This window comes from Rhizobium sp. CB3171 (assembly GCF_029714265.1).
Lineage (GTDB): Bacteria > Pseudomonadota > Alphaproteobacteria > Rhizobiales > Rhizobiaceae > Rhizobium.
This window is the reverse complement of record NZ_CP121652.1, coordinates 1208126-1233192: the sequence shown is the minus strand read 5'-3', so window position 1 is coordinate 1233192 and position 25067 is coordinate 1208126. Positions and strand designations below refer to the sequence as shown.

The 25067-nt window shown below is 58.3% G+C and carries 23 protein-coding genes and 5 tRNA genes; 18 read left to right on the top strand and 10 right to left on the bottom strand.

Annotated elements, in window-relative coordinates; all coding sequences use genetic code 11:
* Positions 1-249: 249 nt before the first annotated feature.
* The 7 genes from QA648_RS06140 to QA648_RS06110 all read left to right on the top strand — a co-directional run bounded on the left by QA648_RS06140 (position 250) and on the right by QA648_RS06110 (position 7151).
* Positions 250-1275: an amino acid ABC transporter substrate-binding protein gene (locus tag QA648_RS06140; RefSeq protein ID WP_104822962.1), complete on the top strand. Its 1026-nt coding sequence runs from the start codon at positions 250-252 to the stop codon at positions 1273-1275.
* A 93-nt stretch (positions 1276-1368) separates the two neighbouring features.
* On the top strand, positions 1369-2559 hold the full coding sequence (locus QA648_RS06135) for an amino acid ABC transporter permease (RefSeq protein WP_104822961.1): 1191 nt from the start codon (positions 1369-1371) through the stop codon (positions 2557-2559).
* A gap of 1 nt (position 2560) precedes the next feature.
* Positions 2561-3715: an amino acid ABC transporter permease gene (locus QA648_RS06130; protein WP_104822960.1), complete on the top strand. Its 1155-nt coding sequence runs from the start codon at positions 2561-2563 to the stop codon at positions 3713-3715.
* 17 nt (positions 3716-3732) lie between these two features.
* Positions 3733-4506: an amino acid ABC transporter ATP-binding protein gene (locus QA648_RS06125; protein ID WP_104822959.1), complete on the top strand. Its 774-nt coding sequence runs from the start codon at positions 3733-3735 to the stop codon at positions 4504-4506.
* A gap of 151 nt (positions 4507-4657) precedes the next feature.
* Positions 4658-4897: a hypothetical protein gene (locus tag QA648_RS06120; protein ID WP_104822958.1), complete on the top strand. Its 240-nt coding sequence runs from the start codon at positions 4658-4660 to the stop codon at positions 4895-4897.
* 154 nt (positions 4898-5051) lie between these two features.
* On the top strand, positions 5052-5216 hold the full coding sequence (locus tag QA648_RS06115) for a hypothetical protein (RefSeq protein ID WP_199773544.1): 165 nt from the start codon (positions 5052-5054) through the stop codon (positions 5214-5216).
* A gap of 177 nt (positions 5217-5393) precedes the next feature.
* Positions 5394-7151: an adenylate/guanylate cyclase domain-containing protein gene (locus QA648_RS06110; RefSeq protein ID WP_104822957.1), complete on the top strand. Its 1758-nt coding sequence runs from the start codon at positions 5394-5396 to the stop codon at positions 7149-7151.
* A gap of 84 nt (positions 7152-7235) precedes the next feature.
* Here QA648_RS06110 and QA648_RS06105 read toward each other — a convergent pair.
* From QA648_RS06105 to QA648_RS06080, 6 genes are all read right to left on the bottom strand, one after another.
* A tRNA-Arg gene (locus QA648_RS06105) sits at positions 7236-7312 on the bottom strand.
* Between the two features lie 94 nt (positions 7313-7406).
* Positions 7407-7712, bottom strand: a complete 306-nt coding sequence (locus tag QA648_RS06100; RefSeq protein ID WP_283050236.1) for an ETC complex I subunit — start codon at positions 7710-7712, stop codon at positions 7407-7409.
* 256 nt (positions 7713-7968) lie between these two features.
* Positions 7969-8907: a hypothetical protein gene (locus QA648_RS06095; protein ID WP_283050234.1), complete on the bottom strand. Its 939-nt coding sequence runs from the start codon at positions 8905-8907 to the stop codon at positions 7969-7971.
* A 562-nt stretch (positions 8908-9469) separates the two neighbouring features.
* A tRNA-Pro gene (locus tag QA648_RS06090) sits at positions 9470-9546 on the bottom strand.
* Positions 9547-9675: 129 nt separating this feature from the next.
* Positions 9676-10188 carry a DUF192 domain-containing protein gene (locus tag QA648_RS06085; protein ID WP_283050231.1) on the bottom strand — a complete coding sequence of 171 codons (513 nt, stop codon included), beginning with the start codon at positions 10186-10188 and terminating at the stop codon, positions 9676-9678.
* A 1-nt stretch (position 10189) separates the two neighbouring features.
* The gene (locus QA648_RS06080; RefSeq protein WP_028753855.1) at positions 10190-10768 is read right to left on the bottom strand and encodes a cold-shock protein; all 579 of its coding nucleotides are present in this window, start codon (positions 10766-10768) and stop codon (positions 10190-10192) included.
* Between the two features lie 196 nt (positions 10769-10964).
* Between QA648_RS06080 and QA648_RS06075 the strand changes: the two genes are divergently transcribed.
* The 5 genes from QA648_RS06075 to QA648_RS06055 all read left to right on the top strand — a co-directional run bounded on the left by QA648_RS06075 (position 10965) and on the right by QA648_RS06055 (position 12999).
* Positions 10965-11405, top strand: a complete 441-nt coding sequence (locus QA648_RS06075) for a VOC family protein (RefSeq protein ID WP_104822952.1) — start codon at positions 10965-10967, stop codon at positions 11403-11405.
* 266 nt (positions 11406-11671) lie between these two features.
* Positions 11672-12415 (top strand): hypothetical protein, encoded by a 744-nt coding sequence (locus tag QA648_RS06070; RefSeq protein ID WP_283050228.1) that lies wholly within the window; start codon positions 11672-11674, stop codon positions 12413-12415.
* Positions 12416-12572: 157 nt separating this feature from the next.
* Positions 12573-12647, top strand: a tRNA-Glu gene (locus QA648_RS06065).
* 83 nt (positions 12648-12730) lie between these two features.
* A tRNA-Glu gene (locus tag QA648_RS06060) sits at positions 12731-12805 on the top strand.
* A 119-nt stretch (positions 12806-12924) separates the two neighbouring features.
* Positions 12925-12999: transfer RNA gene (locus QA648_RS06055), tRNA-Glu, on the top strand.
* 61 nt (positions 13000-13060) lie between these two features.
* On the opposite strand, the gene recJ is transcribed toward QA648_RS06055, so the two are convergent.
* The 4 genes from recJ to QA648_RS06035 all read right to left on the bottom strand — a co-directional run bounded on the left by recJ (position 13061) and on the right by QA648_RS06035 (position 18198).
* The gene (gene recJ, locus QA648_RS06050; RefSeq protein WP_283050226.1) at positions 13061-14866 is read right to left on the bottom strand and encodes a single-stranded-DNA-specific exonuclease RecJ; all 1806 of its coding nucleotides are present in this window, start codon (positions 14864-14866) and stop codon (positions 13061-13063) included.
* Between the two features lie 58 nt (positions 14867-14924).
* On the bottom strand, positions 14925-16244 hold the full coding sequence (locus QA648_RS06045) for a homoserine dehydrogenase (protein ID WP_283050224.1): 1320 nt from the start codon (positions 16242-16244) through the stop codon (positions 14925-14927).
* A gap of 60 nt (positions 16245-16304) precedes the next feature.
* Entirely contained in the window at positions 16305-17525 is a 1221-nt protein-coding gene (locus tag QA648_RS06040) for an LL-diaminopimelate aminotransferase (protein ID WP_028753861.1), read from the bottom strand.
* Between the two features lie 223 nt (positions 17526-17748).
* On the bottom strand, positions 17749-18198 hold the full coding sequence (locus QA648_RS06035; protein WP_245463954.1) for a hypothetical protein: 450 nt from the start codon (positions 18196-18198) through the stop codon (positions 17749-17751).
* Positions 18199-18369: 171 nt separating this feature from the next.
* Here QA648_RS06035 and phaC point away from each other — a divergent pair, with 171 nt between their 5' ends.
* From phaC to sthA, 6 genes are all read left to right on the top strand, one after another.
* Positions 18370-20211 carry a class I poly(R)-hydroxyalkanoic acid synthase gene (gene phaC, locus QA648_RS06030; RefSeq protein ID WP_283050219.1) on the top strand — a complete coding sequence of 614 codons (1842 nt, stop codon included), beginning with the start codon at positions 18370-18372 and terminating at the stop codon, positions 20209-20211.
* Positions 20212-20224: 13 nt separating this feature from the next.
* Positions 20225-20974, top strand: a complete 750-nt coding sequence (gene sfsA, locus QA648_RS06025; protein WP_283050218.1) for a DNA/RNA nuclease SfsA — start codon at positions 20225-20227, stop codon at positions 20972-20974.
* A gap of 2 nt (positions 20975-20976) precedes the next feature.
* On the top strand, positions 20977-21813 hold the full coding sequence (map, locus tag QA648_RS06020) for a type I methionyl aminopeptidase (RefSeq protein ID WP_104822945.1): 837 nt from the start codon (positions 20977-20979) through the stop codon (positions 21811-21813).
* 3 nt (positions 21814-21816) lie between these two features.
* The gene (gene radC, locus QA648_RS06015) at positions 21817-22668 is read left to right on the top strand and encodes a DNA repair protein RadC (RefSeq protein ID WP_283050216.1); all 852 of its coding nucleotides are present in this window, start codon (positions 21817-21819) and stop codon (positions 22666-22668) included.
* Between the two features lie 260 nt (positions 22669-22928).
* Positions 22929-23525 carry a dual specificity protein phosphatase family protein gene (locus tag QA648_RS06010; protein WP_283050215.1) on the top strand — a complete coding sequence of 199 codons (597 nt, stop codon included), beginning with the start codon at positions 22929-22931 and terminating at the stop codon, positions 23523-23525.
* 104 nt (positions 23526-23629) lie between these two features.
* Positions 23630-25033, top strand: coding sequence for a Si-specific NAD(P)(+) transhydrogenase (sthA, locus tag QA648_RS06005; RefSeq protein ID WP_104822942.1), 1404 nt, complete (start codon positions 23630-23632; stop codon positions 25031-25033).
* The last annotated feature ends 34 nt before the right edge of the window (positions 25034-25067 follow it).

Sequence of the window (25067 nt, the reverse complement as noted above, 5' to 3'; positions counted from 1 at the left end):
GAATAAATACGTCATTTCCGCGCAGTTTTTTGGCAAAATGCTGCCCAAATAGAAGCCAACCGCTCGCTTTCGAGCCGAAACAGATGAAAACTCCGAATTATTTCTCAATAATTTAGGCGGCGTCTTGACCGGAAATGCATTTGCGACTGTGATAGCAGCACTCGCACCGGGAGAGTGAGGAACACGGTTCTCCGAGAGCCTGCTTCGGGAGCGATACGCTTTAACTATAATAGACAAAGGTTGGGAAAGATGAAAAAGATTGCTCTGTCCGTATTCCTCGGAGCGGCAGCCTTGGCATACACCGCTTCTGGCGCGTCGGCTTCGACGCTCAGCGATGTGAAGGCCAAGGGCTTTGTTCAATGCGGCGTAAATAGCGCCCTTCTTGGCTTCTCGCAGCCCGATGCCTCCGGCAACTATGCCGGTTTCGACGTCGATCTTTGCAAGGCCGTCGCTGCGGCTGTCTTTGGCGACGTAACCAAGGTAAAATACACCCCTCTTAGCGCGAAAGACCGCTTCACCGCACTGCAGTCCGGTGAAATCGACCTGCTTTCTCGCAACACGACCTGGACGATCAACCGCGATACCGCGCTCGGCCTCAACTTCCGTCCGGTTACCTACTATGACGGCCAGGGCTTCATGGTTCGCAAGGAACTTAACGTTAAGTCGGCTCTGGAACTCTCCGGCGCGGCCGTTTGCGTTCAGTCCGGTACGACGACCGAGCTCAACCTCGCCGACTACTTCAAGACCAACAATCTTCAGTACAATCCGGTGGTCTTCGACAAGCTCGAAGAAGTCAACGCGGCTTACGACTCCGGCCGTTGCGACGTTTACACCACCGACCAGTCCGGCCTCTATGCCCTGCGCCTGACCCTGAAGAACCCTGACGACAACGTCGTTCTGCCGGAAATCATTTCCAAGGAGCCGCTTGGACCGGCCGTTCGCCAGGGCGACGACCAGTGGTTCGATATCGTAAGCTGGACCGCTTATGCTCTGATCAATGCCGAGGAATTCGGCATTACGCAGAAGAACGTCGACGAGATGAAGAGCTCGGCCAATCCGGACATCAAGCGCTTCCTCGGCGTCGAGCAGGGCTCGACCATCGGCACCGACCTCGGCCTGACCAACGACTGGGCCTACAACGTCATCAAGGGCGTCGGCAACTATGGCGAAGTCTTCGACCGCAACATCGGCGCCGGCAGCCCGCTGAAGATTCAGCGTGGCCTGAACGCCCTCTGGAACAAAGGTGGCATTCAGTACGCACCGCCGATTCGCTGAACCGTGATCGTATGACATTGGGAAAGGCGGCTCGCCGCCTTTCCTCCCTTAAGAAAACAAGCCCGAAACGGGCATAGAGGGGAAAAAGTCTGCATGGCAATTACAATAAATTCGCCCGAAGGCGAACGCTCGTCCGGATCAGCGATCAATAATCCCAAAGTCCGAGGCCTGGTTTACCAGGTTCTTACCGTCATAATTCTGTTGGCACTCGTCGGGTTCATCATTCACAACACCGTCGAAAATCTGCGTGCGTCGAACCAGCCTTTTGGATTTGCTTTTCTCGGCGGACGCGCCGGTTTCAATCTCGGCCAAGCGCTGATTCCATTTTCGAGCGATTCCACCAACATCCAAGCGCTCATCGTCGGCCTGCTCAATACCGTTCTCATCGCAGTATCAGGTATCATTGCGGCGACAATCATCGGCTTCATCGTCGGCATCGGCCGGCTTTCGCACAACTGGCTGATCGCGAAGCTTTGCCAGGCCTATGTCGAGCTGTTCCGCAATATCCCGCCGCTGCTCGTCATCTTCTTCTGGTATAGCGGCGTTCTGGTGCTGCTGCCACAGGCGCGCGAGGCTGTGCATCTACCGTTCTCGAGCTATCTCAGCAATCGCGGCCTTGCCTTTCCGAGCCCGATTTTCGCTAGCGGCATGTGGGCTGTCGGCATCGCGATTGTGGTCGCCATCGTGGCCATATTCTTCATGGCCCGCTGGGCGCACAAGCGCCAGGCGGCGACTGGTCAACAGTTTCACACCATCTGGGTGTCTGTGGCCATATTCATCGCCTTGCCGCTCCTGACCTTCTTCGCAGCCGGCATGCCGCTGTCCTTTGACTATCCGGTCGCTGGCAAGTTCAATCTGACCGGCGGCTCTGTCATTGGGCCGGAATTCATCTCGCTGTTCCTCGCGCTTTCCTTCTACACCGCCTCCTACATCGCCGAAATCGTTCGCGGCGGCATTCGCGCCGTGGCCAAGGGGCAATCGGAAGCGGCCGGCGCGCTAGGGCTTCGCGCCCCAGCCATCACCCGGCTCATCGTCATTCCCCAGGCAATGCGCATCATCATTCCGCCGTTGACGAGCCAGTATCTCAACCTGACGAAGAACTCCTCGCTCGCGATTGCGATCGGCTATGCCGATCTGGTCGCCGTCGGTGGCGTCATTCTCAACCAGTCCGGCCGCGCGATCGAAGTCTTTGTGATCTGGATGGTCATCTACCTTGCGCTGAGCATAGCGACCTCCCTGTTCATGAATTGGTTCAACGCCAAGATGGCTTTGGTGGAGAGATAAGATGTCCAACGGAAGCCAAAGCTTTGTAAGCAAAACAATCCTTCCGCAACTGCCGGCTCCATCGAGCGAAAAAGGCGTCGTACACTGGCTCAGAAAAAATCTGCTGGCGACGCCGAAAGACGTGGTTCTGACCATCCTTGCGATAGCCTTCCTCGCTTGGGCCGTTCCGCATATTGTCAACTGGCTGTTCATCCAAGCCGCCTGGAGCGGTGCCGATCGCACCTTCTGTGCGACCACCGTGCAAGGCGGAACACAACCGGATGGCTGGAGCGGCGCTTGCTGGGCGTTCGTCCGGGCGAAGTTCACCATCTTCATGGTCGGTCTTTACCCGCCGGAAGAACGTTGGCGGCCGGCTCTCGTTGCGATTATCACCATCATCCTGTTTGTGCCGATGCTGATACCGTCGGTGCCGAGAAAAGGATTGAATGCCATCCTGGCATTCATCGTGCTGCCGATCGTCGCATTTTTCCTGCTTTACGGTGGCTTTGGTCTGGAGGTCGTGGAAACGCAGAAATGGGGCGGCCTCATGGTGACGCTGGTCCTTTCCTTTGTTGCGATCGTAGTCTCCTTTCCGCTCGGCATTATGCTTGCACTCGGACGGCGTTCGAAGATGCCCGTCATCCGAATGCTGTCAGTGCTCTACATCGAAATCATCCGTGGCATTCCGCTGATCACGGTATTGTTCATGGCCAGCGTCATGCTGCCGCTCTTCCTTCCGCAGGGCTGGACGGTGGACAAATTGCTGCGCGCCGTGGTCGGTGTCTCGATGTTTACCTCGGCCTACATCGCCGAAGTTATCCGCGGCGGTCTTCAGGCTGTGCCGAAGGGCCAATTCGAAGGTGCCGATTCGCTTGGTCTCGGCTACTGGCAGAAGATGCGCTTGATTGTTCTGCCGCAGGCGATCAAGCTGGTGATACCCGGGATCGTCAACACCTACATCGGCATGTTCAAGGACACGTCGCTGGTGTCGATCATCAGCATGTTCGATCTGCTCGGTATCGTTCGTCAGAACTTTTCCGACCCGAACTGGGCAAGCGCCGTGACGCCGATTACGGGACTGGTGTTTGCCGGTTTCATATTTTGGCTGTTCTGCTTCAGCATGTCGCGCTATTCAGGCTTCATGGAACGCCATCTCGATACTGGCCACAAACGATAAAAACCGAGGGAAAAAATATGGCTGACGCCCAACCAAAAAAACTGACCATTTCCGACACGGAAGTCGCGGTTGAAATGATCAACATGAACAAGTGGTACGGCGATTTCCACGTACTGCGCGACATCAACCTGAAGGTCATGCGCGGCGAGCGCATCGTTATTGCCGGGCCTTCCGGCTCGGGCAAGTCGACGATGATCCGCTGCATCAACCGCCTTGAGGAGCATCAGAAGGGCCAGATCATCGTCGATGGCGTGGAACTCACCAACGATCTGAAGAAGATCGACGAAGTGCGCCGCGAAGTCGGCATGGTGTTCCAGCACTTCAACCTCTTTCCGCATCTAACGATCCTGGAAAACTGCACGCTGGCGCCGATCTGGGTGCGCAAGATGCCGAAGAAGCAGGCGGAAGAAATCGCCATGCACTTCCTCACCCGCGTCAAGATTCCGGAACAGGCAAAGAAATATCCTGGCCAGCTTTCCGGCGGTCAGCAGCAGCGTGTGGCGATCGCCCGTTCGCTCTGCATGAACCCGAAGATCATGCTGTTTGACGAGCCGACCTCGGCGCTCGACCCGGAAATGATCAAGGAAGTGCTGGATACCATGGTGGGTCTGGCCGAAGAAGGCATGACCATGCTCTGTGTCACCCACGAAATGGGCTTCGCCCGTCAGGTTGCGAACCGCGTGATCTTCATGGACCAGGGCCAGATCGTCGAACAGAACTCACCGAAGGAATTCTTCGAAAACCCGCAGCACGAACGTACCAAGCTGTTCCTGAGCCAGATCCTGCACTAAGCGGACCATGCGATGATCAAAAACCCGTCGGCTGTGACGCAGCCGGCGGGTTTTTCAATATGTAGGTCGGAATTGCGACGGCGGTTACGATTAACCATATTGACACTCCACGCAAACCAGAACATTGTGTGAACAAATCAGGGCGAGCACAATGGCATCCGGCGAAAAGTTTATTATCCTTCCCTATAAGAAGAACCGCGGAAATCTGGTGCCGGGAGAAATGCGGCAGGCGTCAAGCGCCGCCAGTGCCGAAAAGATCGCCCTTTCCATGGCCGCGCGTTTCGTCGGCGTTGCCGCCTATGCGGTCATGGTCGACGAAGAGACCGGCGACATGACGTCCCCTCGCCTCCTGGCACGGCACGGCGAGATCGCCGACCTGAACGCCGCCTGACCGAATCATCGTCCCGAAGGCGTCCTGTCTCAAGCGCGCTTAACGCAAAGGTCGGCGACCTGAATATAGCCGTAGCGCCCCACTATAAACCCGATATACTGCCGCCGGCTGCGTGGGGATGCAGTTTGTAGTCATTGGGGGGACGAGACGGGACGTGAAGAAAAGCGACAGGATAATCGCTGCGCTGGCGTTTCTCGGCGCGGCAATCATCGTCGTAAGAGTGATCGGTGCAGTGGCCGGTTATGACCTCATCGACATGGCAGTGAATGCAACCAGACCGGCGGATGCTGGCGGTTGGCCAATGGAGACGCGTTTCTAATCACGACCTGGCAGACCACTGTTAATCTTTATCTACCGTGTGCCTTACAGAACAGATTGTTACTCGTCTTAGCTCGCCGCCCGACATATTTTAGCATTCACTCCAATAGCAACCCTGTCGTTTGATTACGGATTGGCGCATATTGGTCATGAAAGTGATCTGTCGCGGGGGCGTACTGTGGATAGAAAGCTTGCAGCCATCCTTTCGGCTGACGTTGTCGGCTTCAGCCGTATGATGGCGTTTGACGAAGAGGGGACGATACGGGCGCTGGACAAGTGTCGCGAAAAGATCGACAGCCTTGTGAAAGAACACGGCGGCCGCATTTTCGGCTTGGCCGGTGACGGTATCATGGCCGAGTTTCCAAGTGCCGTTCAGGCGGTTCGCTGTTCGGTGGAAATTCAACGCAACCTCGCAGATCGAACTAACGATGTTGTAGATGACCGCCCGCTGGAATTCCGTATTGGCATCAATCTCGGCGATGTCGTGGTAGCGGGAGACGATCTGCTGGGTGACGGCGTCAATGTGGCTGCGCGATTGCAAGGGATCGCAGTCGCGTCAGGGATATACATTTCCGGATCAGTCCGAGAGCATATTGACGGCAAGGTGCCGTTTAGGCTGACTAGCCTCGGCAAGTATGCTTTGAAGAACCTTCCCAAGGCCATTCCCGTTTTTCAGGTGAATTGGGATACGGCGGGGTTGGCAAGGAGTGGCATTCCGTCTCGGTCGTCGGTCGCCAAAGATATCTCTGGGCCACCGATTATCGCCGTGCTCCCGTTCGACAATCTGAGTGCAGACGACCGATGGGAACGGCTTGCCGCCGGAATATCCGCTGACATCATTGCCGACCTCGCGCGATATCCCGACCTTGCGGTGATTTCCCGTCAAACCATGGCTTTGTACAAAGGGGGACAGAACGACTTCCGATCAATCAGGTGCGACCTGAAAGCTGACTACGTTCTTGAGGGAAACCTGCAAGCAGCCGGACAGCACGTCCGGATTTCAGTACAGCTTGTCGATGCCTGCAGTGGAGCTAGCCTCTGGACGGCTCGATACGATCAATCGGCCGATGACCTGTTTACGATGCAGGACATGGTCACCGAGAACGTGGTCAACGTTCTTGGTACCTGTTGCGGTAAACTTCTGGGATTTCGACGGGATGTTGTCCGGCGTAAGAAACCAGCCAGCCTGCAAGCATATGATTGCTACCTCCTCGGCCACGAACAACACGACCTGTTCACGCGCGCGTCTAACGCTGAAGCAATCCGTTTTCTGTCCCGCGCAGTCGAACTCGATCCAACACTCGCAAGAGCCTGGACCATCTTGGGGCTCGCATATTCCTCAGGGGTCTATAACGGTTTTGCTAGAGATAATTCAGCCTGGATACAACGCTTTGAAAGCTGCATCGAACAAGCCTTGGCGCTCGATCCGGATGACACCGCGGCTCGGCTTTGCCGCGCCAGCTTCCGAGCTTTGCAAGGGAACTTCGAAGCCGCGTTGGACGAGCATAGCCTCGTCTTACAGGCATACCCAAATGATGCCGACACCCTTGCGCTGCTGGCCGGAAACTTGGCCCTAGTGGCCGGTAGCCCGGAGCAGGCCTGCGAACTCTCGCGGAGAGCCATCCGCTTGAATCCCCACATTCCCTGGTATTACGGTATGCTCGGCCGCTGCTGCTTTATTGCCGGATTCTACAGGGAGAGTGTGGCGGCACTCCATCACGCTCCACCACAAGCGCCTGCCACACTCCTGTTTTTGTCTATGGCCTTCGCGATGTTGGAGCAGAAATCTGAATCGGCAAGGTTTTCCGCCTGTCTGCATGACAGCGCTCCCGGCTTTTCTGCCGAGATATTCATAGAGGGATATCCGGTCACCAATCCTCCGGCGCTTGCAGCAATCAGAAATGGTGCATTTCGCGCGGGATTAGCCATTCAGTAGCCGTGCCATATCGTCGCACACAGCGTCGTAAAATAGGTTGAAACCCACCAAAAATCACATAACGCATTGTTTAATAAAGGTTTTTGGCGACCCCTGCAGGATTCGAACCTGCGACCACCTGCTTAGAAGGCAGGTGCTCTATCCAGCTGAGCTAAGGGGCCTGAAAGCCAAGCCGCCGCGAACTGCCCGCGGCTGGCAACACATGCCTGAAACTTCCGTCAAACTCAATAGGTAGCGAATTCGACGTGTGCCGGATCAATGTGTCCAGGGCTGGATGCGGTTGAAACGGAAGTTATCGGTATAGGAAACCACCTGGCGGTTAGCGTCCTTGGGAGCGAGAACGCGGTATTCGATGCCATTACGCTGGGCATAGGCCTCGGCCTGTTCCTGCGTCTCGAACGTCAGCTTGAGCTGCTGGCGCGTATCGGCCGACGATGTGTAGCCCATGATCGGATCGATCTTGCGCGGGATTTCCTGGTCGAATTCCAGAACCCACAGATGGGTCTTGGCCTTGCCGGATTGCATGGCGGTTTTTGCGGGACGGTAAATCTTGGCAGGCATCGCTGCAGCGCCTCCGGATAAGCGGGACAGTCCCGCCTTTGCTTCTCTCGTCTTCGCCCGGCCCCATGAAGGCTGAGCATTGTGGGATTTGCTTAGCCGCGAATCCCTTTGTTTTCAAGCAAAAAGGCGGGCTGCCCAAGCTTCACTTAGGCGACACCGTCGCGTTCGACTTGTGACCGCGGACAATCCTGCTTGGAAGCGGAGATGGATCGGCATGCTGATATCAGCATGCCGATCCCAGTCTCTACAGATCTGATCAAACCGCGTGTCTCAGCGGAGATTCACGCGTCTGCTGTGTAGCGATTACGGAAGCCGAAGCGCCGGACATGTTCTCGAAGCAGAGATCAAAACCATACATGTATTCGATCTCGACCCCAGGCCACCAGATTCCACCGCCGTCAAAGGTGCTTATGATTAGAGTTCCCCCATTATCGAGATTGCACGTCAAGACGGGTTCGTCCCCCGGGGTCAGTTGCCAAGTTCCCGACTGAGACATGTTATTGCCGTCAAGTGGATACCCGGTCATCTTTATCGTGACCGAGCAAGTTACTGGCGTTAACGAGATCTGGATGTAAATGTCCCCCGTTCCAGACCCGATAACGGGGGCTTCCCACTGAAAGCCGCCCGAGAATGTCAAGGTATCGCTGCTTAGCGAAACTGTTGGGATCGATCCATTGTCACCTTCGTTGTTGAGACTGTGCCAGGCAACGTCCCTCCAGTCGAACCGGCCGGTAGCGCCGTTCGCTAACGTCGGCACCATCGGCGGCATGTAGACTTGGGTGTTTGACGTCCAGATCACGCCCTTGGACGTGTCATAGTAAACGAGGTTAGCGTCGGCCTGCACCGCAAGGTACGCTGGTGAGGAGCTCTGCGTGTTTGGACTCCACATCACTTGGCGCGGATTAACGGATTCGTTGTAGATCACGAGATTGCCGTCGGTCTGAATAGCGAAGACAAATGGGATGTCATCGTCTGTATTCGACGACCATATCGCGTAGCCCTGGAAAGTTGAATTTGGCTTCGGCGGCGCGCCATCGACCTGGTAAAGCACCAGATTGCCGTCGGTCTGCATTATCAACACGTACAGATTATTTGGGCTTATCGCCCATTGGTTCAATTGCATGGTGGTGCCGGCAGGTATCTCACCATTGGGAGCCGCGATCTGACCCGCGACTGGAACAGTCACTGCGTTCATCGAAATATCCTCCTTTAGATGCGCGAGTGAGGAATGCACCAACGCGTTCAATTTTGGCCGCACTCACGCGCCATCCCTGGCGACTGAGCGCTTCCTTCTCTCTCCTGATTGAATGGTTGGAATCATCATCTCGACCGAGGCCGAGCATTCAAAAACACGCCTGATAAGCACTATTCATTAGCAATGCGAATACAACATAATACTAATTAGCTATTTGACAACCCAGAGTTTTTAATTTTCTCGGTTGGCATCATATCTTCTGCGAAGATAACTCATTCGAGCACGCTATGTGGAAAGCTGTTATCATTTGGCATTTACCTACAAGAAATGCAGGAAAATGATTTTCAAGGATTCGCGTCAGCGCTCATTAAGAAGGGACGCAAATCTGGACGGCGCGCCGATGCACACGGGTCGACATACAAAGAATGTCGTGTAGAAAGTGCGCATTTCGTCCTTGTACTCTCATCCGCAACAGGCATGAGATCTTGCATCACAACGGAATCGAATTCGAACCGCTGCGGCTCGCCAAACAAAGAGGCACAGGTATTTCACAGGGAAAACATGGTCGGAGTGGAGAGATTCGAACTCCCGACCCTCTGGTCCCAAACCAGATGCGCTACCAGACTGCGCTACACTCCGTACCCTCACGCATAATCTCTTTGAGGAGACCGCGTCGTCCCGCTTTGCAGAACGAGTGCGGAGATACACGGTTCATCCTCGTGCTGCAACAGCTAAAATGGCGTTGAAGCTCCGATCCCCCGGGAAAATCTACTTGCCGAGTTTTGCGGAAATCGTAGCGCTCGTCACCTTGTCGCCGACGGCAAGGCCGAGTTTTCTTGCGATGCCGCCGTTCAGCTCGATGACGTAAAGCACTGACCCGCCGGAGCTGATGATCGTTTCAGAATAGGGTACGGCGTTTTCCTGAATGTGCGTGACGACGCCGCTCCTGTCCAGGAAAAGCATATCGAGCGGTAGCACGGTATTCTTCATCCACATCATGACCGGGCGCGGCGCACCGAAATCGAAAAGCATGCCGTGATCGTCCGGTATGCTCTTGCGATACATCAGGCCGAACTCGAGCTGCGGCTCGGTCAATGCCAATTCCACGGTGAACTTGTGCGTTACGCCCTTGGTCGTTTTGATCGATAGCGGCTCCGAATCGAACGCCATCGATTTTTCGCTGGCCGCTTGCGCGGCAAAGGCGGGAGCGGATGCCCCGACAAGAAAAAGCGCCACGATGGCGCTCTTCAAAACAGCAGAAAACATAACTCTGGTGGTCATATCAATGCGGCCGCGTCACCGGGCTTGGCGCATCCGGATGGATCTCTGCCGCCATCAGGCCCTTCTCACCCGGCCCGAAACGGACAAGGACTACCTGTCCCGGCCGCAACTCCGCCAGACCGAAACGACGCAGCGTTTCCATGTGCACGAAGATGTCCTCTGTGCCCTCACCGCGCGTCAGGAAACCAAAGCCCTTGGTGCGGTTGAACCACTTGACCAAGGCGCGCTCGAGGCCGCTTGTCGCAGTGACCTGGACATGGGTGCGCACCGGCGGCATCTGCGACGGGTGCACGGCGGTCGACTGGTCCATCGAGAGGATTTTGAAAGCCTGATAGCCACGTTCACGGCGCTGAATCAGCGCGACGATGCGCGTGCCCTCGAGAATGGTCTGATAACCGTCGCGGCGCAGGCATGTCACATGCAACAAAACGTCCTGCATGCCGTTATCCGGAACGATGAAGCCAAAACCCTTGGCGACATCGAACCATTTGACGACGCCGGAGATTTCGATGAGCTCGACGGCTTCGCCCGACATCTCTCCGAAGTCGACGATACCCTTCGATGAAATTCTGTCACCCATCTTAGCCAACCCTCGATTACGCGTCACACTGTTACAGTTAACTGATTCCTTGAAATCAAGATTAACATCTTGGTAACGGAAAAGCGCAAGTCCTAGTTTTCGTTTATTCCCATCCGTAGATTAGCGCGCCGAGTCTTGCCTGAAGCTGGTGTCTCGTTTCAGATCGTCTCAGCACAAACATTAGAGAGGAAACAGAATGCGTTATCTTCACACCATGGTCCGCGTTACCGATCTCGACGCCTCACTGCACTTTTATAGCACTCTCTTCGGCCTCACCGAAACCCGTCGCTACGAAAACGAGAAAGGCCGTTTCACTCTCGTTTTCCTTGCTGCCAGCGAGGACGTAGACGCATCCCGAAGCAGCGGCGCGCCCAGTCTGGAACTCACCTACAACTGGGACCCTGAAGAGTATACCGGAGGACGGAACTTCGGTCACCTCGCCTATGAGGTCGATGACATCTACGCAATCTGCCAGAAACTTATGGACAATGGCATTACTATCAACCGGCCGCCCCGCGATGGTCACATGGCTTTCGTGCGGTCTCCGGACGGCATTTCCATCGAGATCCTGCAGAAGGGTGCCGACCTTGCTTCGGCCGAGCCCTGGGCTTCGATGCCCAATACCGGCGCCTGGTGAGGCGCTAGCTTTCGCGAGGCTTACGGCGCGCGCGGAGCCACCGGTTTCGCGCTTGCCGGCCGTACCCGCTCTCCGGCATGCTTGGACGACTCGAAGCATCATGCATCGGATTTCGCGCGGTCATCGTTCCCAGTAGGAAGCCGCTCGACATCATCGTCCCTCGCAAGAGGCCGTTCCGGTGCCAACTTTTAAGCGGGGAACGTCCTTTGTGCGATCGGCAGATTCTATCCGGCAATAAAAAGCTCGCAAGCACTATTGCCATCGCCATGTCATTTTTGATGCTCGCCGGCTGCGCGACGACAGGCAGCAAGCCGAAACAGGCAGCCGAGGTCGAGCCGAAGCCCAGTGCTGCCGAAGAGCTCGCCGACGCTCTCAACACCAAAGCCGACGCGAAACGGCAAAAGGGCGACGCCTATCGCGATCCGCTGGTACATAGCGTTCACGGCACGCATCCGCAGATGGTGGCTGAAGTCACGGGCAATCAATCCTTCTTCCCGCCGGCACCCGCCGGGGCAGCGCCTGTGGCGACAGACGCGCCGGCCGGCATGGCCGGCCTGGTGACACAGCCGACGGCAGTCAACGCCAATAGAAGCAGCATCTATTCGACGCCCGCGCCGATTGCCGTCAATCCGGATGGAACGCTGGCCACCCAGCCGGGTGGCGGACAGCCGCAGGGACCTAGTCCGATCATGCGCAGCGTCTACAGCATGCCGCCCAGTGCGACGCAGAATGTCACGCCACAACAGGGCAATGGCGGCATGCCCGTCGACCAGACATCCGAGGCGGTCATCCCTCCGCCCGTCATCCGCAACGCCGCCAACGCGTCGGGAAGCCCGATGAAGCCGACAGCGGACGCCACGCCCTCGAAAATTTTGCCCGCCCGCGGCTCCAGCGCCCGCAGAATCGACAGCAAGGAAGCACTGATGCTGGCGCATATCGTTGCGTCGAAGGGCCAGGGACAGGATGGCAAACCGCTGATAACCCAGCCACAGAGCGGATCGGGGCTCTAAACCGGTCCCATCTGCAAACTCCCGCAACATGCTGTTAAGGCGAGCTTATTCAAGCTTTGATGCGCCGTTACGCTTCTGTCATTTTTTCCAAGAAAAAGCGAAATAGACGCTTGCGGGAATGAAATCACCCCGCTATAAGCGCGCCACACAACAGCACGCGCCCTTCGTCTATCGGTTAGGACGACAGATTTTCATTCTGTAAAGAGGGGTTCGACTCCCCTAGGGCGTGCCACTGTTCTTCCTCTCCTACAACAATGAGCTACCTTCCGCTTGCGGCGGCTTTGCGCTATTCCTATATGATCGCAAGCGCAGCCTGCGCCCTTCGTCTATCGGTTAGGACGACAGATTCTCATTCTGTAAAGAGGGGTTCGACTCCCCTAGGGCGTACCAATCGGACCCATGCGGAACTTTTCCACAAGTACCTCGAAAAATTCGCCCTTACCCGTAGATTTTTCTCGATTTTCCGCTTGCGGGAACAAAAGGTGCTGACTATAAGGGCGCCACAGCACGCGCCCTTCGTCTATCGGTTAGGACGACAGATTTTCATTCTGTAAAGAGGGGTTCGACTCCCCTAGGGCGTGCCACTGTCTCCCTTCCCTAAAGCTCTGATTCTTCATCATTAACGCGACAGTTTCCGTGCGCAGCTCATGGCGCCTTGGCGGCATCCATGACACGCAACTGGACACGCCTTGCGCCCTGCCAATGGTCGGCGCCGAGGGTGCCGGCGATGTGGATCTGGGATCCGCGGGAGGAGAGCAGCAGCTCGCCAAGGGGCGTTTCAACGGCGCGGAAGGCGATGCCGTCGAGGCGGCCACCGTCCTGGGCCTCCAGGGTGATCTTGATATGGGATTGGCCGACCAGGCGCGAATCGCGCAGGCGGTGGCTCGGAAGGGCGAAGATCGGCTGCGGATGGCCGGAACCGTAGGGGCCGGCAGTTTCAAGCTGGTCGACCAGCTCCACCGTCGCGCCGCCAGCACCGAGAGCACCGTCTATCTTCAGCGTTTCGTTGGCGACGAGGCCGGCGACTTGTCTCTCCGCCTTCTCCGTGAAGAAGGCGCGGAGTTTACCGAGATTGGCGCGTTCGACCGTCAGACCCGCCGCCATGGCATGACCGCCGCCCTTGGCGAGCAGGCCGGCATCGACGGCAGCGCGCACCATGCGCCCCATGTCGAAACCGTTGATCGAGCGACCGGAGCCAGTGCCTCGCCCCATCGAATCAAAGGCAATGGCAAAGGCGGGGCGGCGGAACTTATCCTTCAGCCGGGAGGCAATCAGGCCCACGATGCCGGGATGCCAGCTTTCCCGTGCCGTGACGATAACGGAGGCTCCGTCGCCGTTGCCGTATTCGGCCAGCGCTTCAGCTTCAGCCTCCTGCAACATGGCGGCTTCCATCGCCTGGCGTTCGCGATTGAGCTCGTCCAGCCTCTCCGCGATCGTCTCGGCCTCGGAGGCAACGTCGAGCGTCAGCAGCCGGGCGCCAAGCGCGGCATCACCGATACGCCCGCCGGCGTTGATGCGCGGGCCGATCATGAAACCAAAGTGATACGGGCTCACAGGGCCGCCGAGCCCAGCTTTTCGAAATAGGGCGGCCAGGCCGGGATTGCCCTGATGGCGCGCGGCGATCAGGCCCTTGACGACGTAAGCACGATTCAGCCCTTTCAGCGGCACGACATCGCAGACAGTTGCCAGCGCGACGATATCGAGCCAGGCAAGCAGGTCGATGGAGCGCACACGGGCATCGCCAGCCTCGCGCAACTGCCGCAGGGCCGCGACCAGAACCATAAAGACAACGCCGGCAGCACAGAGATGTCCCTGCCCCGATAGATCGTCCTCTCGATTCGGATTGACCAGCGCATGGCAAGGCGGCAGCTCATGCGCAACCTGGTGATGATCGATGACGACGACGTCGATATTGCGGGCCTTCGCCGCTTCCAGCGATTCGTAGCTGGTGGAACCGCAATCGACGGTAACGATCAGCGTTGCGCCATTATCGATGAGCTGGTTGATGGCAGTGGGATTCGGGCCGTAGCCTTCGAAGATGCGGTCTGGGATATAGATGCTGGCCGGCACGCCGAAATGGGCGAGAAAGCGGTAGAGCAGCGCCGAGGATGCCGCGCCGTCGACGTCGTAGTCACCAAAGATCGCAACCGTCTCGCCCGCCTTGACGGCGCGCAGGAGACGTTGTGCTGCCTTCTCGCAGTCGGTCAGCAGATGGGGGTCTGGCATCAGGCTGCGGATCGTGGGGTCGAGGAAGGCCATGGCCTCTTCGAGGTCGACGCCGCGGCCGGCGAGAACGCGGGCAATCAGATCCGGCAGCCCGTGCGTTTGCGCGATGGCCAGCGCCCGATTCTGGCCGGCCTGGTCGAGCCGGGAAATCCAGCGATTGCCGGAGACGGAGCGTTCGACGCCCAGAAATGCCCGCTGCACAGGATCTGCCGGCTGTTCCACCATCTCTCCCAGAATTGGAAGACCCGTTCCGATTTACCGGAGCGGGCCTTAGTCGTCGGAATTATTCCTTCGGCCGCTCGATGCGGATGACCTGCGGCTCGCCGACAAGATAGCCCTCGGTCCTGATCGCGGCGACAGCCTTGCGCACCGAATCCTCCGTCGTCGCATGGGTGACGAGGATGATCGTCTGATGATGGGCCGGCGCCAGATGCTGCGTCGCGCGCTGCACGATCGATTCCAGCGAAATGTGGTTTTCCGCCATGCGGGTCGCGACGCTGGCGAAAACGCCGGTGCGGTCGAGAACGGTCAGGCGGATGAAATAGCCGCCTTCGTGGCTCTGCATCTGCGCCTTGCGATAGGGTTCCAGCGCCTTGGCAGGGTGACCGAGCACCGGCACGCGCTGCGCACCCGGCTGGCTCTTGGCAATGTCGGCGATATCACCGAGTACGGAGGAAGCCGTCGCGTTGCCGCCGGCGCCGGGGCCGACCATCAGCAGTTCGCCGAGAATGTCCGATTCGATCGCGACGGCATTGGTGACGCCATCGACCTGGGCGATGACCGATTCGAGCGGCACCATGGTCGGGTGAACGCGCTGTTCGATGCCGGTCTCGGTGCGCTGGGCGACGCCGAGCAGCTTGATGCGGTAGCCGAGGTCGGCCGCGGCGCGGATGTCCTCGATGGAGATATTGGTGATCCCCTCGAGATAGATATCATCGGCCGCGATGCGGTTGCCGAAGGCAAGCGTCGTCAGGATGGCGAGCTTGTGTGCCGTGTCGTTGCCCTCGATGTCGAAGGCCGGATCAGCTTCGGCATAGCCGAGACGCTGGGCTTCCTTCAGGCAATCGGTAAAGGACAGGCCCTCCTTCTCCATCCGGGTCAGGATGTAGTTGCAGGTGCCGTTCATGATGCCGTAGACGCGCGAGATCGTGTTGCCGGTCAGGGATTCACGCAATGCCTTGATGACGGGAATGCCACCGGCGACGGCCGCTTCGAAGTTGAGCAGTGCGCCTTTCTCCTCGGCAATCTCGGCAAGTTCGACGCCGTGATAGGCGAGCAGCGCCTTATTGGCGGTGACGACATGCAGACCACGGGCAAGAGCCGCACGCACGGCGGCGTTGGCCGCGCCTTCGGCACCGCCGATCAGCTCGACGAAGACGTCGATGTCGGCCTTCTGCGCCAGGTCGACCGGGCCGCCGAACCATTCGATGCCGGTGAGGTCGATGCCGCGATCCTTGGTGCGATCGCGGGCGGTTACGGCGACGATCTTGACGGGGCGGCCGCAGGTAACGGCAAGCTCGTTGGCGCGGCTCTGTATGATGCGGACGAGCGAGGCACCAACGGTGCCCAAGCCCGCAATGCCGATTTTGAGGGCATCTGCCATGAACAATTCCTGATCAATGTCTTGGGACACGGCAGCCGCGGGAACGGCTGCCGTGAGAAATTAAGAGCGGTGAGCGTTCAGTGAAATCACGTTATGCATGGTCTCATCCGCTGTGGAGAGGAAGCGCTTCAGATTGCGCGCTGCCTGGCGGATGCGATGCTCGTTCTCGACCAGCGCGATGCGGACGTAGTCGTCGCCCTGCTCGCCGAAGCCGATGCCGGGCGCCACCGCGATGTCGGCCTTCTCGACGAGAAGCTTCGAGAACTCCAGCGAACCGAGATGACGGAATTTTTCCGGGATTTTCGCCCAGGCAAACATCGTCGCTGCCGGCGGCGGCACGTCGAAGCCGGCCTTGCCGAAGCTGTCGACCAGCACGTCACGGCGGCGCTTGTAGATGTTGCGAACTTCCGCAATATCGGAGCCGTCACCGTTCAGCGCATGCGTTGCCGCCACCTGGATCGGCGTGAAGGCACCGTAGTCGAGGTAGGACTTCACGCGTGTCAGCGCCGCGATCAGGCGCTCGTTGCCGACTGCAAAGCCCATGCGCCAGCCAGGCATGGAGAAGGTCTTCGACATCGAGGTGAACTCGACGGTGACATCCATCGCGCCCGGAACTTCCAGAACGGACGGCGGCGGATCGTCGTTGAAATAGATTTCCGAATAGGCCAGGTCCGAGAGCACGATGATGTCGTGCTTCTTGGCGAAAGCGATGACTTCTTTGTAGAAATCCAGCGTCGCGACATAGGCCGTCGGGTTCGACGGATAGTTGAGGATCAAGGCCAGCGGCTTCGGGATAGAGTGGCGCACGGCCCGTTCCAGCGGCGGGAAGAAGCTGTCGTCCGGCTCGACCTGCATCGAGCGGATGACGCCGCCTGCCATCAGGAAGCCGAAGGCATGGATCGGATAGGTCGGGTTCGGGCAAAGGATTACATCACCCGGCGCCGTAATCGCCTGCGCCATGTTGGCGAAGCCTTCCTTGGAGCCGAGGGTGGCGACCACCTGCGTATCCGGATTGAGCTTGACGCCGAAGCGACGGGCATAATAGGCAGCCTGCGCACGGCGCAGTCCCGGAATGCCCTTGGACGAGGAATAGCGATGCGTGCGCGGGTCCTGGACCACTTCGCACAGCTTATCGACGATGGCCTTGGGGGTCGGAAGGTCCGGATTGCCCATGCCGAGGTCGATGATGTCGGCCCCGCCCGCTCGCGCGCTGGCCTTCAAACGGTTGACCTGTTCGAAGACGTAGGGCGGCAAGCGCCGGACTTTATGAAACTCTTCCATTTCTTTCCCCATGGGACAGCGGCCCTCACAACCGCAATGAAGTTCGTCAATCTCCCGGTGAGCCGCGATACGAACTCCGGAATCGCGGCGCCGCAACTATACTGACGCGAAGGATACGGTGAATCTTTGGCGGTTATAGACGCAATGCACTATCAACCCAGGAAGAAACATCGAAATTCAGCCTAGCTGAACGCTTTGCGTCCAAATCGCCTGAAACGCAAGGCTAATTCTGCGTCGGCGCGGGCGTCTGGCTGGGCTCGGCGCTCTGCTGCTGGATTTGCGACAGCGTATCCTGGCCGTGTTCGGCCGCGAGCTTGCGCATCTCGGCGACACGTTTCTGATATTCCGCTTCCGAAATCGTGCCGGCCTTGCGCTGCGCACCGAGCGCCGTCAATTGCTTGCCGATATCGGCCGCCTGCTGGTCGTTGATCTGCACATTCGCCGCCGTCGGAGGAGCGTTGAAGGAGGGGTAACCGTCCTTGTAGTGCTGCTGCGTGTTGCCTTCATCGACCGGCTTGCCTTCAGCGGACTTGACGACCACAGCTTGCGGCGCCTGCTTGCTCTTGGCAAAGGCTGCCTTTTCCGCAGGCGTCGAGCAGCCGGCAAGCGCCAGCGCGAGACAGGCGCACAAAGCACCGCAGAGTACGGAATACCGGTTGAGTCTTGCCACCATGCCGCCGCCCATATTGTCCGTCCTGCTCTATTGCCTTGCCGTGGGTTGCGACTGTTAAATTTGTCGCAGCAGCAAAGCAAGAGCAGGGTTGCGTTTCATTCGACTTGTATTCCTTTTCCCGCAAGATGTACAAATGGAAAACAAAGAGAGCTGCCGCCGGGAGGATGATGCGTGACCGACAGCAAGCGGGACCATAGTGAAGGCAACGGCGCCTTTGCCGGCTTCGACCCTAAGTCAGTCGAGCCTTACATCGTTAGGGATCCCGAGGCGATGGCCGTCAACTTTGCCCGCGCGTTGGAAAATCTCGGCAAGGCCGCTTCCGCATGGCTTGCGCCGCGCGAGCGCGGCGAGAAGGTCGACACCGTCGCCGATCCGATGACCGATATCGTCAAGACGCTTTCCAAGGTCAGCGAATACTGGCTTTCCGATCCGCGCCGGACATTGGAGGCACAGACCTATCTGCTATCCGGCTATTTCGGCCTATGGACGAAAACCATGCAGCGCCTCAGCGGTGATTCGGCACCCGAGCCTGAACCGGTCAAAGACAGGCGCTTCGCCGACGAGGATTGGCAGAAAAATCCCTTCTTCGATTTCCTGCGTCAAACCTATCTGTTGACCGCCGGTTGGGCGGACAAGATGGTCACCGACGCCGAAGGGCTGGACGAACACACACGCCACAAGGCCTCCTTCTACACCAAGCAGATCACCGCGGCGCTATCGCCGGCCAATTTCGTCGCCACCAATCCGCAGCTTTATCGCGAGACTGTCGCTTCCAACGCTGAAAACCTCGTGCGCGGCATGAAAATGTTTGCCGAGGATATCAGCGCCGGTCGCGGCGAATTGCGGTTGCGCCAGACCGACATGACGAAATTCGCTGTTGGAAGAGACATGGCATTGACGCCCGGCAAGGTGATCGCGCAGAGCGATGTCTGCCAGGTCATTCAATATGAAGCGGCAACGGATAAAGTGTTGAAGCGGCCGCTGCTGATCTGCCCGCCCTGGATCAATAAATTCTACATTCTCGATCTCAACCCTCAGAAATCCTTCATCAAATGGTGCGTCGAACAGGGGCACACCGTCTTCGTCATCTCCTGGGTGAACCCGGATAAGCGCCACGCGGCGAAGGACTGGACGTCCTATGCGCGCGAAGGCATCGATTTCGCGCTCGATAAGATTGAGAAGGCAACCGGCGAGAAAGAGGTCAATGCCGTCGGTTATTGCGTCGGCGGTACGCTGCTGGCGGCAACGCTTGCTTTGCATGCCAAGGAAAAGAACAAACGCATCCGCACCGTCACCTTCCTGACCACGCAGGTCGATTTCACCTTTGCCGGCGATCTCAAGGTTTTCGTCGATGAAGAGCAGATCTCGGCGCTGGAAGAGCAGATGAAGGCGGTCGGCTATCTCGAGGGCTCGAAAATGGCGACAGCCTTCAACATGCTGCGCGCCTCGGAGCTGATCTGGCCCTACTTCGTCAACAGCTATCTGAAGGGCCAGGAACCCCTACCCTTCGATCTTCTGTTCTGGAACGCCGATTCCACGCGAATGGCGGCCGCCAACCATTCATTTTATCTGCGCAATTGCTATCTCGACAATGCTTTGAGCCAGGGCAAGATGGTGCTCGACGGCAAAAAGCTGTCGCTGAAGGACGTCAAGATACCCGTCTATAATCTGGCAACACGCGAGGATCACATCGCACCGGCCAAATCCGTCTTCATTGGCAGCCAGTTCTTCGGCGGGCCGGTGGAATTCGTGGTGACTGGCTCCGGTCATATCGCCGGTGTCGTCAACCCGCCGGACAAGCATAAATACCAGTTCTGGACGGGCGGCGCGGTCAAGGGTGATTATGATCAATGGCTCGGCGAAGCCAGGGAGACGCCAGGCTCCTGGTGGCCGCATTGGCTTGAATGGATCAAAGGCAACGACAGCCGCATGGTTCCCGCCCGCAAGCCAGGTGGCGCGGCGCTGAACGCCATTGAGGAAGCACCCGGCAGCTTCGTCATGGAACGCGCCTAAGCGGCGACCATTCATGCTGTTCGACCCGCCCCTCGTCCCCGCACGGCTGATCGCCCGCTATAAACGCTTCCTTTTCGATGCCGAACTGGAGAGCGGCGAGATCATCACCGGCTCCTGCCCAAACACCGGCTCGATGCAGGGCCTGACAACACCCGGTTCGCGCATCTGGCTTTCAGAACACGACAGTCCGAAGCGTAAATATCGGCACGTTTTCGAATTGATCGAAGCAGATGGCACCACGGTCGGCGTCAACACGGCCATGCCGAACCGGTTGGCGGCGGAGGCAATCGCGCTCAGGCAGATTTCCGATCTCGGCGACTACACGACCGTTCGGCGTGAGCAAAATTACGGCCGCAATTCCCGCATCGACCTGCTCTTGACCGATCCCTTGAGGACAACCACCTATGTCGAAGTCAAGAATGTGCATTTCATGCGCCAGCCGGGCCTTGCCGAATTTCCCGATACGGTGACAGCCCGCGGCGCCAAGCATCTCGAAGAACTCGGCGATATGGCGCAAGCGGGATACCGCGCCGTCATGCTATTCGTGATCCAGCGGCACGACTGCCGGCGTTTTCGTGTTTGTGGCGATCTCGATACCGTCTACACCGCGGCGTTTGAGCGAGCTTTGAAGCGCGGCGTCGAAGTCTATGCTGTCAAATGCAAGGTCTCGCCGACGGAAATAACGCCTGCAGGGTTGATCCCGATAGACGAACCCGGCATAGCTGCATTAAATACCAGTATAAAGATTTCTGCTGAAGGCTGATCATGGTGAATTACATCGAAGCGGCAACGGCGCCGTCGAAAAACACAGGCGCCATCCGCCTCTACGGCCCCGACGCTTTCGCAGGAATGCGCAAGGCATGCCAGTTGACCGCTCGTTGCCTCGACGAACTGGCCGCCATCGTCGGGCCTGGCGTACCGACTGATGTCATCGATCGCTTCGTCTTCGAATTCGGTATGGATCATGGCGCTTACCCGGCGACATTGAACTATCGCGGTTATATGAAATCCTCCTGCACGTCGATCAATCACGTCGTCTGCCACGGCATTCCCAACGACAAGCCGCTGCGCGACGGCGATATCGTCAATATCGACGTGACCTATGTGCTCGACGGCTGGCACGGCGATTCCAGCCGCATGTATCCCGTCGGCGAGATCAAGCGCTCGGCGGAGCGGCTGCTGGAAGTGACTTACGAATCGCTAATGCGCGGCATCGCCGCCGTGCGTCCCGGTGCTCGCACCGGCGCCATCGGCGAGGCGATCCAGGCCTATGCCGAAGCAGAGCGCTGCTCCGTCGTGCGCGATTTCTGCGGCCACGGCGTCGGCAGCCTCTTCCATGATTCCCCGAACATCCTGCATTACGGCCGCGCCAGCGAGGGCCCGGAACTGCGTGAAGGCATGATCTTCACCATCGAGCCGATGATCAATCTCGGACGACCGCATGTGAAAGTGCTTGGCGACGGCTGGACGGCGGTCACGCGCGACCGCTCCCTGTCGGCGCAGTATGAACACACCGTCGGTGTCACTGCCACCGGCTGCGAGATCTTCACCCTGTCGCCCGGCGGCCTCGACCGTCCCGGCCTGCCACCGCTGCAGGGGTAATGCATGGCGAAGCGCCCCGCTTCTTCCTCCGGACATGGCGACATGCCCATCGATAGCGGCGGCGCGACGGATAGCCTTGAAGAAGCTCCGCTTTTCGACGAGCGGCTGTTTTTCGCCCATCAATCCACCATAACCGCGCTGCGCGACAAACCGGCGAAGCCGCCGAGCGTGCCGGCCAATGCCGAGGCTCACTATCACGGTCACCGGGAACGCCTGCGCAATCGCTATCGCGATGGGGGCGATGCGGCGCTTGCCGATTACGAAATCCTCGAACTCCTGCTGTTTCGGCTGATTCCGCGCCGCGACACCAAGCCGATCGCCAAGGCGCTGCTTGCTCGCTTCGGCACGCTCGGCGGCGTCTTCGGCGCGCCGGCCAATCTGCTGCAGGAAATCAGCGGCGTCGGCGAAGCCGTGGCTCTCGATCTGAAGCTGGTGGCAAGCGTGGCGCAGCGCATGCTGAAAAGCGAGCTGACGGGCAAGCCGGTGCTCTCCTCCTGGAAGGCTCTGATCGACTATTGCCACACCGCAATGGCGCATGAGACGCGCGAACAGTTTCGAATCCTGTTTCTCGACAAGCGCAATGCCCTGATCGCGGATGAGGTGCAGGGTTTGGGAACGATCGACCATACGCCGGTCTATCCGCGCGAGGTGGTCAGACGTGCGCTCGAACTCTCGGCCACCGCCGTGATTCTCGTCCATAACCATCCTTCAGGCGACCCTACACCCTCGCGCGCCGATATCGACATGACGAAGACGATCATCGACACGGCCGGCCCTTTGGGTATCACCGTTCACGATCATATTATCATCGGCAAGAACGGCCATGTCAGCTTCAGGGCGTTGCGGCTGATCTGAATCGATACCTCTGGATAGATTGCAACATCAGAATACCCGCATAATAATTTGTTTTTATTATACTTTACGACATAAGCAAGACCGTTGAATTCTGATCTATCGATAGTTTCCTGCCTCAGCATCTCCCCTTGCGCTTTTCAGGTATTTGTCAGGATGTTCTGACACAAGGATAACGCCTCCAGATCGGTGCGTTTGCACACGGAAGCGATTGTTTTGTTTGCGCCTTATCCGCTCGAGCTGCGGCGTACCCCGGAGACTACATGCCGAAGACGTCATTGCTGCTTTCTGGTCGTCTGCGCCGCATCGGCCGTGGTGTCCTTCTTGCATTTTCTCCTTTTGCGCTGATTGCCGGCGGCTTCTACGCCCATATGCTGTGGACGACGAATTTCCATCCCGTCATCGCGGGCGAGGTCTACCGCTCTTCCCAGCCATCGCCGGCGACGATCGCGGAACTGCAGAAGCAATATGGTATCAAGACCATCATCAACCTGCGCGGCGACAATAGCGGCCGCACCTGGTACGACAACGAAGTCGCCCAGGCGAAGGAACTCAATATCAATCATATTGATTTTCGCATGTCCTCCGGCCACGAGCTGACCCAGGAGCAGGCAGCGCGGCTTGTGGAGATCATGCGCGATGCGCCGAAGCCGTTGTTGATCCATTGCCAGGCCGGCGCAGATCGCACGGGGCTTGCCTCGGCCCTCTATCTCGCTGCTATCGCCAAAGCCGGCGAGGCGGCCGCGGAAAACCAGATGTCGATCATCTACGGACATCTGCCGCTTTCCTTCACCCATGCCTATGCCATGGACCGGACTTTCGAAAAGCTGGAGCCTTGGCTCGGCCTTTCCAGCTCCTGATCATTTCCTGTTAGATAATCTGTAACATTGAGCCGCTACCGGTTGACGGACAGTATGTTGCGTTGCGACATTGATTCCATAAATCCAATCACCCGAGGCTTCCGATGGACCAATTCGATCTCATAGTCGTGGGCAGCGGCCCCGCAGGCCGCAGAGGCGCCATTCAGGCCGCCAAGCTCGGCAAGAGGGTGCTGGTGATCGAACAGGGCAAGCGTGTCGGCGGTGTCTCCGTCCATACTGGCACCATTCCGTCGAAGACGCTGCGCGAGACCGCGCTCAATCTCTCCGGCTGGCGCGAACGCGGCTTCTACGGCCGCGCCTATCGTGTGAAGCAGGAAATCAGCGCCGCGGATTTGCGTCGCCGCCTGTTGATCACTCTCGACCATGAAGTCGAAGTTCTGGAGCATCAATTCGCTCGCAACCGGGTACAGCATATACGCGGCAAGGCGAGCTTCGTCGATCCGCAGACCATGCAGGTGGTCAAGGACGACGGCGAAGTCGTCCATGTCACGGGCGCCAGCATTCTGCTCGCGGTCGGCACCAAGCCTTTCCGTCCGGACTATATGCCCTTCGATGGCAAGACCGTTCTCGACAGCGACGAATTGCTGGAGATCGAGGATTTGCCGCGTTCGATGGTCGTCATCGGCGCCGGCGTCATCGGTATCGAATATGCGACGATCTTTAGCGCGCTCGACACGCAGGTGACGCTGATCGATCCGAAATCGACGATGCTCGACTTCATCGACAAGGAAATCGTCGAGGATTTCATCTATCAGCTACGCGACCGCAACATGAAGCTGCTGCTGGGGCAAAAGGCCGAAAAGGTCACCCGCCAGGACGGCAAGGTGGAACTGTTGCTGGACAATGGTCGCCGCATCATCACCGACATGGTGCTGTTTGCAGCCGGCCGCATGGGTGCTACCGATACGCTCAATCTGGCTGCTGCCGGTCTCGAAGCGGACAATCGCGGGCGTCTCAGCGTCAATCCCGAAACCTTTGCCACCAACGTCCCGCATATCTTTGCGGCTGGCGACGTCGTCGGCTTTCCGAGCCTTGCTTCAACCTCGATGGAACAAGGCCGCATCGCCGCCCGCGTCGCCGTCGGTGCCATCGCCAAGGAGCCACCGAAATACTTCCCCTACGGCATCTATGCCGTGCCGGAAATCTCCACCTGCGGTCTTTCCGAAGAAGAGGTCAAGGAACGCCACATTCCCTACGAGTGCGGCATCGCCCGTTTCCGCGAGACGTCGCGCGGCCATATCATGGGCCTCGACACCGGCCTCCTGAAGATGATCTTCTCGCTGAAGACCCGCCGCCTTCTCGGCGTCCACATCGTCGGCGAAGGCGCGACCGAACTCGTCCATATCGGCCAGGCGGTATTGAACCTCAAAGGCACGGTGGAATATTTCGTCGAAAACACCTTCAACTACCCGACACTCGCCGAAGCCTACAAAATCGCCGGCCTGGATGCGTGGAACCGCATGGGCGATATCAAGTCGGAGCTTTGAGTAGAGGCTGTGCAAGCGCGACGGATCGAGAGGG

Excerpts from the sequence above, each read along its gene's own strand:
- QA648_RS06140 (WP_104822962.1), top strand. The coding sequence starts at position 250 with ATGAAAAAGATTGCTCTGTCCGTATTCCTCGGAGCGGCAGCCTTGGCA.
- QA648_RS06120 (WP_104822958.1), top strand. The coding sequence starts at position 4,658 with ATGGCATCCGGCGAAAAGTTTATTATCCTTCCCTATAAGAAGAACCGC.
- QA648_RS06125 (WP_104822959.1), top strand. The coding sequence starts at position 3,733 with ATGGCTGACGCCCAACCAAAAAAACTGACCATTTCCGACACGGAAGTC.
- QA648_RS06085 (WP_283050231.1), bottom strand. The coding sequence starts at position 10,188 with ATGACCACCAGAGTTATGTTTTCTGCTGTTTTGAAGAGCGCCATCGTG.
- sthA (WP_104822942.1), top strand. The coding sequence starts at position 23,630 with ATGGACCAATTCGATCTCATAGTCGTGGGCAGCGGCCCCGCAGGCCGC.
- sfsA (WP_283050218.1), top strand. The coding sequence starts at position 20,225 with ATGCTGTTCGACCCGCCCCTCGTCCCCGCACGGCTGATCGCCCGCTAT.
- QA648_RS06080 (WP_028753855.1), bottom strand. The coding sequence starts at position 10,768 with ATGGGTGACAGAATTTCATCGAAGGGTATCGTCGACTTCGGAGAGATG.
- QA648_RS06075 (WP_104822952.1), top strand. The coding sequence starts at position 10,965 with ATGCGTTATCTTCACACCATGGTCCGCGTTACCGATCTCGACGCCTCA.
- radC (WP_283050216.1), top strand. The coding sequence starts at position 21,817 with ATGGCGAAGCGCCCCGCTTCTTCCTCCGGACATGGCGACATGCCCATC.
- QA648_RS06100 (WP_283050236.1), bottom strand. The coding sequence starts at position 7,712 with ATGCCTGCCAAGATTTACCGTCCCGCAAAAACCGCCATGCAATCCGGC.
- map (WP_104822945.1), top strand. The coding sequence starts at position 20,977 with ATGGTGAATTACATCGAAGCGGCAACGGCGCCGTCGAAAAACACAGGC.
- QA648_RS06045 (WP_283050224.1), bottom strand. The coding sequence starts at position 16,244 with ATGGCAGATGCCCTCAAAATCGGCATTGCGGGCTTGGGCACCGTTGGT.
- QA648_RS06040 (WP_028753861.1), bottom strand. The coding sequence starts at position 17,525 with ATGGAAGAGTTTCATAAAGTCCGGCGCTTGCCGCCCTACGTCTTCGAA.
- QA648_RS06070 (WP_283050228.1), top strand. The coding sequence starts at position 11,672 with ATGTCATTTTTGATGCTCGCCGGCTGCGCGACGACAGGCAGCAAGCCG.
- QA648_RS06130 (WP_104822960.1), top strand. The coding sequence starts at position 2,561 with ATGTCCAACGGAAGCCAAAGCTTTGTAAGCAAAACAATCCTTCCGCAA.
- QA648_RS06135 (WP_104822961.1), top strand. The coding sequence starts at position 1,369 with ATGGCAATTACAATAAATTCGCCCGAAGGCGAACGCTCGTCCGGATCA.
- QA648_RS06095 (WP_283050234.1), bottom strand. The coding sequence starts at position 8,907 with ATGAACGCAGTGACTGTTCCAGTCGCGGGTCAGATCGCGGCTCCCAAT.
- QA648_RS06010 (WP_283050215.1), top strand. The coding sequence starts at position 22,929 with ATGCCGAAGACGTCATTGCTGCTTTCTGGTCGTCTGCGCCGCATCGGC.
- recJ (WP_283050226.1), bottom strand. The coding sequence starts at position 14,866 with ATGGTGGAACAGCCGGCAGATCCTGTGCAGCGGGCATTTCTGGGCGTC.
- QA648_RS06035 (WP_245463954.1), bottom strand. The coding sequence starts at position 18,198 with ATGGTGGCAAGACTCAACCGGTATTCCGTACTCTGCGGTGCTTTGTGC.